Annotated in this window: 13 protein-coding genes; 6 read left to right on the top strand and 7 right to left on the bottom strand. The window is 66.1% G+C overall.

All coding sequences use genetic code 11. The features are described 5' to 3' along the window. Window positions 1–4 precede the first annotated feature (4 nt). The 3 genes from CXX84_RS14125 (at window position 5) to CXX84_RS14115 (ending at window position 2015) form a co-directional block, all read left to right on the top strand. Entirely contained in the window at window positions 5–1420 is a 1416-nt protein-coding gene (locus CXX84_RS14125; RefSeq protein ID WP_102977481.1) for an NAD(P)H-quinone dehydrogenase, read from the top strand. A gap of 138 nt (window positions 1421–1558) precedes the next feature. Then, window positions 1559–1819: a hypothetical protein gene (locus CXX84_RS14120; RefSeq protein WP_102977356.1), complete on the top strand. Its 261-nt coding sequence runs from the start codon at window positions 1559–1561 to the stop codon at window positions 1817–1819. Between the two features lie 10 nt (window positions 1820–1829). After that, entirely contained in the window at window positions 1830–2015 is a 186-nt protein-coding gene (locus tag CXX84_RS14115; protein ID WP_102977355.1) for a PspC domain-containing protein, read from the top strand. A 72-nt stretch (window positions 2016–2087) separates the two neighbouring features. On the opposite strand, the gene CXX84_RS14110 is transcribed toward CXX84_RS14115, so the two are convergent. Further along, window positions 2088–2390 carry a hypothetical protein gene (locus CXX84_RS14110; RefSeq protein ID WP_102977354.1) on the bottom strand — a complete coding sequence of 101 codons (303 nt, stop codon included), beginning with the start codon at window positions 2388–2390 and terminating at the stop codon, window positions 2088–2090. Between the two features lie 189 nt (window positions 2391–2579). Here CXX84_RS14110 and CXX84_RS14105 point away from each other — a divergent pair, with 189 nt between their 5' ends. Both CXX84_RS14105 and CXX84_RS14100 read left to right on the top strand, forming a co-directional pair. Next, window positions 2580–3182: a flavodoxin domain-containing protein gene (locus CXX84_RS14105; RefSeq protein WP_102977353.1), complete on the top strand. Its 603-nt coding sequence runs from the start codon at window positions 2580–2582 to the stop codon at window positions 3180–3182. Then, the gene (locus CXX84_RS14100) at window positions 3179–3808 is read left to right on the top strand and encodes a hypothetical protein (RefSeq protein WP_189337601.1); all 630 of its coding nucleotides are present in this window, start codon (window positions 3179–3181) and stop codon (window positions 3806–3808) included. The genes CXX84_RS14105 and CXX84_RS14100 overlap by 4 nt, the downstream gene beginning before the upstream one ends. Here the strand turns inward: CXX84_RS14100 and CXX84_RS14095 are convergent. Genes CXX84_RS14095 through CXX84_RS14085 form a run of 3 tightly spaced genes read right to left on the bottom strand, consistent with a single transcriptional unit; the run spans window position 3797 to window position 9034 of the window. Next, entirely contained in the window at window positions 3797–5353 is a 1557-nt protein-coding gene (locus tag CXX84_RS14095) for an FAD-dependent oxidoreductase (RefSeq protein ID WP_102977352.1), read from the bottom strand. The genes CXX84_RS14100 and CXX84_RS14095 overlap by 12 nt on opposite strands. Continuing rightward, complete coding sequence (locus CXX84_RS14090) at window positions 5350–7557, bottom strand: molybdopterin oxidoreductase family protein (protein ID WP_102977351.1); 2208 nt, start codon at window positions 7555–7557, stop codon at window positions 5350–5352. Before CXX84_RS14090 ends, CXX84_RS14095 begins: the two co-directional genes overlap by 4 nt. 1 nt (window position 7558) lies before the next feature. Beyond that, entirely contained in the window at window positions 7559–9034 is a 1476-nt protein-coding gene (locus CXX84_RS14085; protein WP_102977350.1) for an MFS transporter, read from the bottom strand. Window positions 9035–9310: 276 nt separating this feature from the next. On the opposite strand from CXX84_RS14085, the gene CXX84_RS14080 reads away from it, so the two are divergent. Beyond that, the gene (locus CXX84_RS14080) at window positions 9311–10720 is read left to right on the top strand and encodes an MFS transporter (RefSeq protein WP_102977349.1); all 1410 of its coding nucleotides are present in this window, start codon (window positions 9311–9313) and stop codon (window positions 10718–10720) included. 53 nt (window positions 10721–10773) lie between these two features. Here CXX84_RS14080 and CXX84_RS14075 read toward each other — a convergent pair whose 3' ends face one another. Genes CXX84_RS14075 through CXX84_RS14065 form a run of 3 tightly spaced genes read right to left on the bottom strand, consistent with a single transcriptional unit; the run spans window position 10774 to window position 13810 of the window. Beyond that, on the bottom strand, window positions 10774–11505 hold the full coding sequence (locus CXX84_RS14075) for a glutamine amidotransferase (protein WP_102977348.1): 732 nt from the start codon (window positions 11503–11505) through the stop codon (window positions 10774–10776). Between the two features lie 35 nt (window positions 11506–11540). After that, complete coding sequence (locus tag CXX84_RS14070) at window positions 11541–11978, bottom strand: YybH family protein (RefSeq protein WP_102977347.1); 438 nt, start codon at window positions 11976–11978, stop codon at window positions 11541–11543. 14 nt (window positions 11979–11992) lie between these two features. Further along, on the bottom strand, window positions 11993–13810 hold the full coding sequence (locus CXX84_RS14065) for an acetyl/propionyl/methylcrotonyl-CoA carboxylase subunit alpha (protein ID WP_102977346.1): 1818 nt from the start codon (window positions 13808–13810) through the stop codon (window positions 11993–11995). Window positions 13811–13862 lie beyond the last annotated feature (52 nt).

The following is a 13862-nucleotide window of genomic DNA, read 5'->3' as shown; positions in this document are numbered from 1 at the left end:
GTTTGTGACTACGCATCCAGATTTCAGCTCCCCCCGGATCGCAATCCTGGGAGGTGGCCCCGGCGGGTACGAAGCCGCCATGGTGGCCGCCTCGCTGGGGGCGCAGGTCACCATCATCGAGCGCGCCGGGCTGGGTGGATCGGCCGTGCTCACCGACGTTGTCCCTTCCAAGACCCTGATCGCCACGGCGGACCTTATGACGCGCGTCGGCGAGGCAGGCGAGCTGGGAGTGAAGTTCGACGTCGACGGCGGCGACTTCGTGCCCGTGATGCGCGCCGACCTCAAGCACATTAACGACCGTTTGCTGAACCTTGCCCGCAGCCAGTCCAAGGACATCCACGACGGCCTGGAGCACCAGGGCGTGCGGATCCTGGCCGGGTCCGGCCGGCTGCTGGATGACCAAACCATCGAGGTGCTGACGGCGGATGGCACCGAAACCGTTGAGGCGGACACCATCCTGCTCGCCGTGGGCGCCCATCCGCGCGAACTTCCCACGGCCCGGCCGGACGGGGAGCGCATCCTCAACTGGACCCAGATCTACGATCTCGACGAACTGCCCGAGGAACTGATTGTGGTGGGTTCCGGTGTCACCGGGGCTGAATTTGCCTCCGCGTACAATGGCCTGGGTTCCAAGGTGACGCTGATTTCCAGCCGCGACCGCGTGCTTCCCGGATCCGACGTGGATGCGGCCGTGGTGCTGGAGGAAGTGTTCGAACGCCGGGGCGTTCGGGTTCTTTCCCGTTCCCGTGCCGAGACCGTTGAGCGGACGGACGACGGCGTGGTGGTCACCCTCAGCGACGGTTCAAAGGTCACCGGCAGCCACTGCCTGCTGTGCCTGGGCTCCATTCCCAACACCGCCGGAATTGGCCTTGAAGAGGCCGGGGTTGCGGTCAGCGAAAGCGGCCACATCAAGGTTGACGGGGTATCACGTACCTCAGCCCCCAACATTTACGCGGCGGGAGACTGCACCGGTGTGCTGCCGCTGGCCTCCGTGGCCGCCATGCAGGGCCGCATCGCGGTGGCGCACTTCATGGGCGACACTGTCACTCCGTTGAAGCTGCACCAGGTGGCTTCAAACATCTTCACGTCGCCGGAAATCGCCAACGTGGGGGTTTCCGAAGCTGAGATCGATTCCGGCAAGTACCAGGGCGACGTCATCAAGCTCTCCCTGCGCAGCAACGCCCGCGCCAAGATGCGGAACCACAAGGACGGTTTCGTCAAGATCTTCGCCCGCAAGGGGTCAGGCACTGTCATTGGCGGGGTGGTTGTTGGCCCGAACGCCTCGGAGCTGATCTTCCCCATCTCCATCGCCGTGAAGCAGAAGCTGCACGTCGACGACGTCGCCAGCACCTTCACCGTCTACCCGTCCCTGAGCGGATCCATTTCCGAAGCAGCGCGGCGCCTGCACGTTCACCTGTAAGGGCCGGGAGGCCGGAAGCCGAATCCCCGAGTCTGGACCCGCCACGCGCCACCTGCATAGACTCCTCAAAGGACCGGCCGGAACTTTCGGCGAATCTTCGGCCGTCCCTGCATAAGCCATCGACGCAAGGAGCCACCCGTGGAACTGAAGGACGTCAAGTGGAACGAACAGGCGCGCGAAAAGATCCTGCTGGACGCGGACCGGGCTCTGCAGGAAGCGGTCCGCGAGGCAAGCTCGTCCTTGGCGGACGCTGACAAGGACGAGGTGTATAAGTTCCTGTTTGAGCAGCTGAAGGACCAGTTCGTCGACTTCCAGCCGGGACCGGACCTCACCCGCTACGCGGAGGCGGTAGCAAACGGTGACTTCAGCAGCAACGGTTCAACAGGTACGGAAGGTTAGGGCAGCAGCAATGACAACAGCTCTCGTCAGGCCGCGCAGCGGCAAGATCCTGGGCGGCGTGTGCGCAGCCCTCGCGGTACGTTTCGGCCTCCCGAAATTCCTCGTCCGGCTGGGCTTCATCATCTTTGGGCTGGTAGGGGTGGGCGAACTGGCCTACATCGTGCTTTGGATCATCATTCCCAAGGCGCCGGTTTAGGACACCAGGGAGCGAATGTCCGCCGGCCCGCTGGTTGGCCCCACGCTGTGGGGCCAACCTCTCTGACCTGCGCTACGGCTCTTCCATCGGGGGAGTGTTCGGGTTGCAGGCAATACCCGGGCTTGGGAATACGGCTTTGAAATCCCTTTTGACGAGTTGGCCGTATGACTGAACCTGCCCGTCGAATGGGAAGGCCTCGTCGGGATCGTCGTTGAGCCCGGAGTAGGCGCATATCGACCGTGCCGTGTCCACGCCCTGTTCCACCTGTCCCCGAGGGACATCACCGGGCTTCGCGCCGGCAACGGCGGGTGCCGTGTTAAGGCCAATCAGCGCCAGTGTGCAGACAGCAGCGCCGAGTATCGATTTTCCTTGCATAGCGTTCCTTATCCGTTAAAGTTTCAGGGCTTCGGTCAGCCCTTGCCGGGAAGGCTACGGGGCGGCGGGGTCCATTAGTAGAAGGCAGATCGCGTTCTGTTGAAACCCACAGGAGGTCTGTGGACGGCTCGCGGCCGCCGGGGACGTTATGCCCTACTGCTCCACCGCATCCGGGAGGAACAGTGGAGCATGGCTACTATCTACATTGCTTACGGCAGCGTCGAAGGGCAGACGGCCCATATCGCTGAGTACATCGCCGATGTGATCCGGGCACACGGGCACCAGGCTGAAACAGCTGACCTCAAGCATTCCGCGGACACCCTTCCGGACGGACAGGACGGCGTCATTGTGGCGGCTTCCGTCCACGTGGGCAAGCACGAGGGCTTTGTGGCCGACTTTGTCCGCAGGAACCGCGGGGACCTTGAACGTCTGCCTTCCGCCCTGGTCTCGGTCAGCCTGGCGGCCCACGGTCATGAGGCGGACGCGGAGGGCTACGTGGCAAAGTTCGAGGAGGAGACCGGCTGGCATCCCGCCCACGTGGCATTGTTCGGCGGCGCGCTGCCGTACACCCAGTACAACTTCCTCAAACGCCAGCTGATGAAAAAGATTGTCAAGGACAAGGGCTCACAGGACCTGGACACGTCCCGCGACTACATCTACACCGAGTGGGACGGCGTTCGGCACTTCACGGAAGAGTTCCTGGCCCGGGTGACTGCCCCAGCGGGCCAGGGCCAGGGTACCGGGACAACGTCGACAGAGGTCCCGGGATCGTCGCCAGGCTTCAACCCGTGAGAAGCCCTGCAGCCGTGCCCGTCCTGGTCCTTGCTGCGTCCGCTTTTCTTAGCGGGTGTTCGGAGCCCGAAAACCAAAGCGGACCGGCACCGGCAGCCGGCTCCTCCACTGGCGCGACCAGCCCAGCCTGTGACCTCATCACTCCCGAGATCGCAGCGAAGGCCGTACCCGGGATCATGCCCGCAGGCCAGAACAGCACAGACAGGCCGCACGGAAGCAAGGCCTATCTGTGCACGTATTCGAGCAAGTCCATGGAAGGAGGCCTCACTGGCCTGTCCGTGGCCCTCACATCACCGGCGTCCTCGGACGACATCGCCAGGGCAAAGTCGGCGTCTAACTGCTCACCGGTCTCCGGTATCGGCGACTTTGCCTGCCTGCAGTGGACCGGCTACTTCCGCGGTGAGAAAGGGGGCGCTTCCGCGAACGTTGTCCTTACTGCAGTCAGGGGCGAGGAGACGCTCGAAATGCCCTATGTAGTGTCTGCGCCCATGAACGGTGCGCCTGCTCCCGACGGCAACGCTATGGCACGCGCGCTTGCTCAGGCAGCAGTGGAAGCAGGCTGGGGCAATGGCACACCGCTCGGTGTTCCCGCCGCACCGGCACCCGACGGTCAGTCAGGCGGCTGACACCGCCTGGAAGTGTTTTTCGATGAGGCCCTTGATGTCCTCGTGGCAGCCGCCGCACCCGGTGCCGGCCCGGGTTGCCGTGGACACCTCGGCCACGGTTGAGCAGCCTTCCTCCACCGCGCCGGCAATAGCAGCCCCGCTGACACCGGCACACCGGCATACCGTCCCCTGCGGGTCGGCAGGCCCGGAGCCCGGAAGCTGGTCCGGGCCGTCGAGCCGCAGCAGCAGGGACCGGTCCGCGGGGAGTTCTGCCCCGCGTTCGAACAGCCCCACCAGTTCGGCCGCCGTGCGGGGCATTCCAACCGCCACCAGGCCTTCAAGGACGCCGCCGCGGGTGGTCATTTTGACGTAGCGGCCATGTTCCGGGTCCGCCCACTGGGCAACCTGAAGGCGCGGGCGTTCGTTCACCGCTCCGGCGGCGAGCGCGTCCTCGTCCCAGGGGTCGGCAGAATTCTCGCCAGCCACCGCCATGTTCATGCCCCGGGCCTTCAGGACGATGACGCCTGGCTGCTCGGCCGGAAGCGCGGGCAGGAGCGCGGCGTCTCCGCCGGCTGCCAGCAGGGCCAGGTATTCTGCCAGCCATTCCGCCTGCCGCCAGCCCGGTCCCACCAGCCCTGAAGGTCCCCTAGCGTTACGGCAGGCTGCACATTCCGGATCCGGGCAGCGCACCTCGGCGCAGTCGCCGATGGCGAAGATGTGCGGCTCGTGATGAGCGCGGAGCTTGTGGTCCACCAGTATCCCGGCAGAGGTGGACAGGCCACAGCCCTCGGCAAGCTCCGTGCGGGGACGCACGCCGCAGGACAGCACCAGGAGGTCGCCGTCAATTGCTGACCCGTCGTCGAGCAGCAAAGCCGAGAAGCCGCCGTCGGCCGCGTTGTGCTCCACTCCCGTGGAGCGTGCGTTGCCCGCCATCCGCACACCGCAGCGCCGCAGGCCCGCCGCCAGGACGGCGCCGCCGCCGCGGTCGATGGTGCGGCCCAGCGGGTGCGGACCGTTGTGGACAACGGTCACCGTGGCACCTTCCTCGGCGGCGGCGAGGGCCGTTTCCAGGCCCAGGACGCCGCCGCCCAGGACCACCACCCGTTTGCCGCCATCCACCGCCCGGCGCAGCACCTCCGCGTCCCGGAGGTCGCGAAGCGCGGTGACGCCCGCCGGGAGGACCGGGTGGACGGGGTCCGGGTTGATCCCGGTCAGGTTGGGAATGACCGGCCGCGACCCGGTGGCAAAGACCAGCCGGTCGTAGCGGACAGCACCGCCGTCGGACAGGATGACCTGTTGCCGGGCCCGGTCCACCCGCCGGACCCGGACCCCGAGACGGATGTCCACACCTTCACAGGCCAAGGTTGCGGCATCGGCAAGTGCGAGGGCCTCGGCGGTGGTCCTGCCCACGCCAAGATCAGCCACGAGCACGCGGTTGTAGGCGGCTTCGGCTTCCTCTCCCACCACTGCCAGGGTTACCAGGCCGCTGCGGACCGCCGGCAGGAGTTCATCAACAAGCCGGGCCGCCACCGGGCCGAATCCCACAATGACAATCTGCTCGCTCATGAAGCCTCCGTCGTTTGAAGCACGTTGCTGGAAAGGGTGCCGGCCGCAGGCCGGACCCACACCGTGTTGAACTTGAATTCGGGCATCCCTGAAATGGGGTCCGTGGCGGCTTCCGTCAGGCGGTTGGCACTTTCCAGCTCCGGGAAATGGAACGGCAGGAAGACCGTTTCGGGTCGGATGGCGGTGCTGAACTCCGCCCGGCAGACCACCGCGCCACGCTCGTTGGCTACCGAGACCAACGCGCCATCGGTGATGCCCATGGACGCCGCTGCTGCCGGGTGCAGCTGGACCTTCGCCTCCGGCTGAGCCGCCAGCAGCTCCGACACCCGCCGCGTCTGCGCGCCGGACTGGTAATGCTCCAGCAGGCGGCCGGTGATGAGGGTCATGGTTTTCGCATCCGGATAAGGGTTTACGGCAGGAGTACGACGGCGGCGCGGCGCCACCGCCGTCATCACGGCTTTCCCGTCGGGGTGGGCGAAGCGGTCCAGGAACAGCCGGGGAGTCCCGGTGCTGCCCGCGGGGTAGGGCCAGTAGGCTGCTTCGCCGCGGTCCAGCATGGCGTAGTCGAGGCCGGAGTAGTCGGCCAGGCCGCCGGCTGAGGCCAGGCGGAGCTCCTCGAACACAGTTTCCGGGTCTTCGCTGTAGGTGGACGGGGCGTCCAGTGCCTCGGCCAGGCGGGCCATGATCCAGAGCTCGCTGCGGGCGCCTGCGGGCGGTGCCAGGGCCCGGCGCCGGCGCAGGACGCGGCCTTCAAGGTTGGTCAAGGTGCCTTCCTCCTCGGCCCACTGGAGCACGGGGAGGATGAGGTCCGCCTCGGCCGCGGTCTCGGACATAAAGAAGTCGCACACCACCAGGAAGTCCAGGCTGCGAAGCCCTGCGATCACGGCGTTGGCGTCGGGGGAGGCCACCGCGATGTTGGAGGCGTGGACAAAAAGGCAACGGACGCCGTCGGGCTGTCCCAGCGACTGAAGCAGCTGGACGGCCGGCAGCCCGGGCCCGGGGATGAGATCCTCCGGGACGCCCCAGACGCCGGCAACGTGGGCGCGGGCTGCGGGGTCGGTGATCTTGCGGTAGCCGGGGAGCTGGTCGGCTTTCTGTCCGTGCTCCCTGCCGCCCTGGCCGTTTCCCTGGCCGGTGAGGGTGCCGTAGCCGCTGCGGGCCGAGCCGGGCAGGCCCAGCAGGAGGCTGAGGTTGATGGCAGCGGTGGCGGTGTCGGTGCCGTCAACGTGCTGCTCCACGCCACGGCCGGTGAGGATGTAGCTGCCGCCTTCGCGGGCTCCGGCGGCGAGGCGGCGGGCAGTATCCCGGATCAGTTCGGCCGGGACGCCGGTAAGGGACTGGACGCGTTCCGGCCAGAAGGAATTAACGCTGCGGGCCACGGCACTAAAGCCGGTCGTGCGTTCCGCGATGAAGGCGGTGTCCACCAGTTTCTCGTGGATGACCACGTGGGAAATGCCCAGCAGGAGGGTGAGGTCTGTGCCCGGCAGAGGCTGGAGGTGCAGGCCGCCGCCGTCGGCCGTGAAAGCAGCCGTGGCGGAACGGCGCGGATCCACCACAATCAGCCCGCCGGCGTCGCGCGTTCCCTTAAGGTGCTGCACGAAAGGCGGCATGGTCTCCGCCACGTTGGAGCCCAGCATCATGATGGTGCTTGCGGTGTTCAGGGCCTCCAGTGGGAACGGCAGGCCGCGGTCCACTCCAAAGGCCCGCATGCCCGCCGCCGCAGCGGAGGACATGCAAAAGCGGCCGTTGTAGTCGATGCGCGACGTCCCCAGGGCCAGCCGGGCGAACTTGCCCAGCATGTAGGCCTTTTCGTTGGTGAGGCCGCCGCCGCCGAAAACGCCGACGGCGTCCGCACCGTACAGCGCGCGTGCATCTTTTACGGCGGACACGGCGAGGTCCAGGGCCCGGTCCCAGCTGATGGGGCGGTGGACGCCATCGGGGCCTTTCAGGAGCGGCTCGGTGATCCGGCCCGGATGGTTCAGGAGGGCGGGCGAGGTCCAGCCTTTGCGGCAGAGGCCGCCGCGGTTCGTGGGAAAGTCACGGCCGCTTACTTCGAGGGGTGCCGCCAGGGGGATTCCGGGGACGGTTCCCGGCAAGGGGACCGGCCCCGGCCGGGAAGCCGGGGCCAGTTCCGCTGGAGACGTGAGCGTCATGGCGCACTGCAGGGCGCAGTAAGGGCAGTGCGTGTCGGCGCTTGTGGCCATGTTAGACGTGTCCCATCGCGTTTCGGTTGGCGTTGCGGATGTAGCAGAACCAGCACACAGCCAGCATCAGGACATACGCCCCGACGAAGCCGTAGAAGGCCGGTGTGTAGGAACCGCTGGCGGTGTTGGAGGCGTTCAGCACCTGTGGGATGACGAACCCGCCGTAGGCGCCGATGGCCGAGATCAGGCCGAGGGCTGAGGATGCCAGGCGCTGGGTGGCCACGGAACTGGCGCCCTTGCGCGCGGCACGGCTTGATGTTGCGAAGATGACCGGGATCATCCGGTAGGTGGCGCCGTTTCCAAAGCCGCTGGCGGTGAAGAGCATCAGGAAAAAGACCAGGAAGAGCCAGAAGTTCTTCAGCGGAAGGGTCCAGACCATGGTGAGCGTGATGACGGCCATGGAAGCGAAGGCCGCCACGGTCATCCGGGCGCCGCCCATCCGGTCCGCCATGCGGCCGCCGTACGGCCGGGCCAGGGAGCCCACCAGCGGACCGAGGAAGGCCAGGGACAGCGCCACAGTACCCACCCCGATGGAGGAGAACGCCGGGAAGTAGTCCTTGATCAGCTTGGGGAAGACACCGGCGAAGCCGATGAACGAGCCGAACGTGCCAATGTACAGCAGCGCCATGATCCACAGATGCGGTTCCTTCAGGGCTGCGACTGAACCGGCGACGTCACCCCTGGCGCTGGTCAGGTTGTCCATGTACTTGAAAGCGCCGAAGGCTGCGAGCAGTATGAACGGCACCCACATCCAGCCGGCCAGCGGCAGGTTGACTGTGCCTGCTGCCAGGAGCGTGATGGCGATGGGGACAGCCAGCTGTGCGACGGCGGCACCCATGTTGCCGCCCGCGGCGTTCAGGCCCAGCGCCCAGCCCTTTTCGCGGGCCGGGTAAAAGAAGGTGATGTTGGCCATCGAGCTGGCGAAGTTGCCGCCGCCGAAGCCGGCCAGGGCTGCCACCAGCAGCATGACGCCGAAGGGTGTGCCCGGGTTGGAGACGCAGATGCCCAGACCGACGGCGGGAATCAGCAGCAGCAGGGCGGACACGATGGTCCAGTTGCGGCCGCCGAAGCGGGGAACCATGAACGTGTACGGGATGCGGAGCGTCGCGCCCACCAGGCTGGGCATGGAGATCAGCCAGAAAATTTCGGAGGTGGAGAAGTTGAATCCTGCTGCCGGCAGCTGGACCACCACGATGGACCAGAGCTGCCACACGACAAAACCGAGGAACTCGGCAAAAATGGACCAGTTGAGGTTCCGGCGGGCAATGGAGCGACCGGAGCTTTCCCACTGTTCCTTGTTCTCGGCATCCCAGTTGGCGATCCAGCGGCCGGGGCGGAATTCGAGGGCGGGGGCGTCTGTGGTGCGGGTAGGGCCGGGCTGCGCGCTGGCAGATGCGTCGGGGTTTCCGGGCCTTGCGGCGTCGTCCAGATCAAGGGAATTGCCGGGGCCGGCATCAGCGTTGCGGTCAACAGTCACGGGGTACCTCCTTTTGGGGGATGTTGTTCCTCCAAGGTAGGGAGGCCGCGTTTCACGGACCGACGAGGTTTGTTAACGCGCTGTGACATTTGCCTATCGGCGGGCCGGGAGGCACGTGAGGCCATGTGAAGGGCCGGCAGGTGAGACGGACAGCACAGGTCCGCATACTGGACCTTTCGTCCATTGACTGGACCGCGGGAACTAATATTGAACTCTAACTATTTCGAGCCGGGCGCACTGCCGGCGTCCGGCCGGTTCGAGCGAAAGCGTTTACCTATGTCATCCACCCATACCTCCACGGTGCCCGGGTCGCAGCCGGTGAACTCACGCGGGCGCGTGATTGTTGCCAGCCTCATCGGCACCACGGTTGAGTTCTACGACTTCTACGTCTACGCCACTGCCGCGGTGCTGGTTTTCCCCCAGCTGTTCTTCCCCAACCAGAACGAAACAACCCAGCTCCTGAGCTCCTTCGCGGTGTTCGGTGTGGCCTTCGTGGCCCGCCCGCTGGGTTCAATCGTCTTTGGGCACTTCGGTGACAAGTTCGGCCGCAAGGGCACCCTGGTGGCATCCCTGCTCACCATGGGTATTGCAACATTCCTGATCGGCTGCCTGCCCACGGCACTGGTGCCGGGCTGGCAGTTCTGGGCGCCGGCACTGCTGGTGGTCATGCGTTTCGCCCAGGGCCTGGCCCTGGGTGGCGAATGGAGCGGCGCCGCGCTGCTGGCCACCGAGAACGCCCCCGCCAACAAGCGCGCCATCTATGGCACGTTCCCGCAGCTGGGCGCCCCCATCGGCTTCATCATTGCCAACGTCATCTTCCTGGTGTTCAGCTACGCGCTGTCGCCGGCCGACTTCCAGGCCTGGGGCTGGCGCGTACCGTTCCTGCTCAGCGCCGTCATGGTCATCATCGGCCTGTACGTCCGCCTGAAGCTGATCGAGACCCCTGCCTTCACCAAGGTGATCGAGTCCAACGAGGTAGCCAAGCTGCCCCTGGGCCGGGTGTTCAAGACCAGCTGGCGCCAGCTCATCCTGGGTACGTTCATCATGCTCGCCACGTATGTGCTCTTCTACCTGATGACCACGTTCACCCTCACCTACGGCACCCGTCCGGCCAGCCTGGAGGCCGCCAGGGCTGCCGCTGAAAAGGCAGGAAAGCCGATGACGGAAGCGGCAGCTGCCGCGTTCGTTCCCGGCCTGGGCTACACCCGCAACGACTTCCTGTGGATGCTGATTGCCGGCGTCGTCTTCTTCGGCATCTTCACCCTCGTGTCCGGGCCGCTGGCCGAGAAGTACGGCCGCCGCAAGATGCTCCTTGCCGTCACGGGCGGCATCTTCGTCTTCGGCCTGCTCTTCGTCCCGCTGTTCAGTGGCGGCTTCGTGGGCACCATGGCGCTGCTGGTGATTGGTTTCTCCCTGATGGGCCTGACGTTCGGGCCGATGGGTGCGCTGCTGCCGGAACTGTTCCCCACCAATGTCCGGTACACCGGATCAGCGGTGAGCTACAACTTCTCCAGCATCCTGGGCGCAGCGGTGGCCCCGTTCATCGCCGTCGCGCTGTGGGAAATGGCGGATGGCAGCCCGGTGCTCGTGGGCATCTATCTGACCTCCATGGCCGTTCTGACGCTCATAGCCCTGTTCGTGAGCAAGGAGACGCGCGACCTGGACTACGAAAACAACGTGGCCTGACAGCACTGACACGTAATGCCCGGCTGGTCAGCTGACCAGCCGGGCATTCTTGTCTACCGGGCGTAGCGGGCCACGAAATTCCGGAGAACGTTCATGGGTTCGGTGACCGTGAACTGCCGGGCGTCTTCCATCAGTTGTTCCGCTGATTCAGGCGGGAAATAGCCGGCATGCCGGTAGATATCGATGCGGGTGATGAGGCCATCCACGTCCAGTTCGGGATGGAACTGCGTGGCATACAGGTTCTTCCGGATACGGAACATGTGCACCGGGCAGGCCGCGGAACGCGCGAGCACCACGGCGTGCGGCGGGAGCCTGGTGCAGGCTTCCTTGTGGCCGGTGAAGGCCGTGAACGAGCGGGGCATACCCTCCAGGACCGGGTCTTCCAGCCCGGCGTCCGTGAGTTCGATCTCCACACCGCCCAGCGGCTCGCCGTAGGTCCTGTCGATCACGGCCCCTTGGTGCGTTCCCAGCGTACCCACGCCGTAGCAGGCGCCCAGGAACGGAAAGTCCCGGACCACCAGCTCGTCCAGCAGCCCGGACAGCTCCCGCTCCACCCGGTGCTGGACAGCGGTCTTTTGCCCGGGCGGGTCACTGGAGGTGAACGGGCTTCCACCCACGATCACGCCCGAATAGCTGGACAAGTCCAGTTCCGGCAGCGGGGCAGCTTCCAGCCTGACGCGGCGCAGCTCGCGCGGTTCCAGCCCGCCATACCGAAGGTAGGCGGCGTATTCGTCGTCGGCGGCAGCGTCTTCCGCCCGGGAGGCCAGGAGCAGGAAAGGCAACATCTGCTAAGTGTGCCGGTTCAGCCCCGGCCTGTCAGCTAACCGGCAGGTTGGCTGAGGGAGCGGCGGGACTGGGGACGGGCGGCTGGGTCTGCATGCCGGTGCACGAGCTTCCAGTAGCCTTCTTCACGCCGGAAGATGCTGGTGACCCGGAGCGCGAACTCCTCGGCAACGGCGGCACCGTCCAGACGGGCACGGAAATGTTCAGTCTCCACGAGGTAGGCGGTGTCACGTGCCGTGTAGGACGTGATCGTGTCAAACCCCAGCATTTGGCCGTCCTGGAACTGCCGTGAAGCCTGGTCCAGCCGTGCCTCCACCTGCGCCCAGCCGCGGGCGATCCCGCCGAAGGGATTCGCGAGGGTCACATCGTCCAGCTGGGAGTAAAGCTCCTTGACGGGTGCAGGGTTGCCCCGCGTGATTTCGGGGACCGCCAGATGGTAGCGGTCCACTTCTTCCTGGAAACTGGGTGCAAGCATGGATCCTCCCGCGCTTACTGGTCTTCGATCACGGCGATGATGGCGCCGGCAGACACCGTTTCGCCGGATGATGCCTCCAGCCCGATGATGACTCCGGAGCGGTGTGCCGTCAGCGGCTGCTCCATCTTCATCGCCTCCAGGACCACCACAAGGTCGCCCTCGGAAACCACATCACCGTTGGTCACCGCGACCTTCACGATGGTGCCCTGCATGGGGGAGGTGAGGGCATTGCCGGTGGCAGCGGCAGGACCGCCGGAGCGTGAGCGCTTCTTCGACTTCGCAGGCTTCCCGGCCGATGCCGCCCCGCCGCTTCCCACGGAACCCAGGGATGCCGGCAGGACCACCTCGAGGCGCTTGCCGCCGACTTCGACCACCACGCGCTGGCGGTCCTCCGCCCTGCCGTCCATGTCGGCCGCGCCGTCCGGCGTCCAGGCCGGAAGGTTGTTGACGAACTCGGTCTCGATCCAGCGGGTATGGACCGTGAAGGGTCCCTCGGCCGGGGCGAAAGCGGGATCCGAAACCACCGCAAGGTCGAACGGGATGACGGTGGGGATACCCTCCACCACCATCTCCTCCAGTGCACGCCGGGAGCGCTGCAGTGCTTGGCTGCGCGTGGCGCCGGTGACGATCAGTTTGGAGAGCATGGAGTCGAAGTTGCCGCTGATCTCGTCGCCCTGTTCGACGCCCGAGTCGATTCGGACGCCAGGCCCGGTGGGGTTCTTCAGGACACGAATCGTCCCGGGTGCGGGCATGAAGTTCCGGCCCGGGTCTTCACCCGTAATGCGGAACTCGAAGGAGTGGCCGCGGACCTCGGGATCGCCGTAGCCGAGCTCTTCGCCCCGGGCCAGCCGGAACTGCTCACGGACCAGGTCGATGCCGGTAACTTCCTCGGAAACGCAGTGCTCCACCTGCAGGCGCGTGTTGACTTCCAGGAAGGAGATGGTGCCGTCCTGGCCCACCAGGAATTCGCAGGTGCCGGCGCCGAGATAGCCTGCCTCTTTGAGAATGGCCTTAGAGGACTCGTACAGGCGGCGGTTCTGCTCTTCGGTGAGGAACGGCGCCGGAGCCTCCTCCACCAGTTTCTGGTTGCGGCGCTGGAGCGAACAGTCGCGGGTGGAAACCACCACGACGTTGCCGTGGGCATCCGCCAGGCACTGCGTCTCGACGTGCCGGGGGGCGTCCAGGAAACGCTCGATAAAGCACTCGCCGCGGCCGAAGGCGGCGGTGGCCTCGCGCACGGCGGACTCAAACAGCTCGGGAATTTCCTCGCGGGTGCGCGCTACCTTGATGCCGCGTCCGCCGCCCCCGAAGGCGGCCTTGATGGCCACCGGAAGGCCGAACTTGTCCACGAAATCGAGGATCTCCTCGGCGGAATCCACCGGGTCAGCTGTGCCGGGAACCTGCGGGGCGCCGACCTTCTCGGCAATGTGGCGGGCCTGGACCTTGTCGCCGAGGGCCGAGATGGCTTCCGGCGAGGGGCCGATCCAGGTGATGCCAGCTTCAATCACGCGTGCCGCGAACTGGGCGTTCTCGGCCAGGAAGCCGTAGCCGGGGTGGATCGCGTCGGCGCCGGACTGGCGGGCGGCCTCGATGATTTTGTCCATGACGAGGTAGGACTCGGCGGCCGTGTTCCCGCCCAGGGCATAGGCCTCGTCTGCCAGGCGGACATGCAGGGCGTCCCGGTCCGGGTCGGCGTAGACGGCTACTGAGGCGATGCCTTCGTCGCGGGCCGCGCGGATGATGCGCACGGCGATTTCACCGCGGTTGGCGATCAGCACCTTTGTGAGGGTCGAGTGCGTGGTTCCTGCGGACTGCTCCAAATTTGCTGACAAGGCGTCTCCTTCTTTCCTTCAGGGAGCCTAGCGCGGTTTTGAGGGTTCCGCC

It is taken from the genome of Arthrobacter sp. AFG7.2 (assembly GCF_002892835.1).
Classification (GTDB): Bacteria; Actinomycetota; Actinomycetes; order Actinomycetales; family Micrococcaceae; genus Arthrobacter.
Note: the sequence above shows the minus strand (reverse complement) of the source record. Positions and strands in the feature narration are given on the sequence as shown.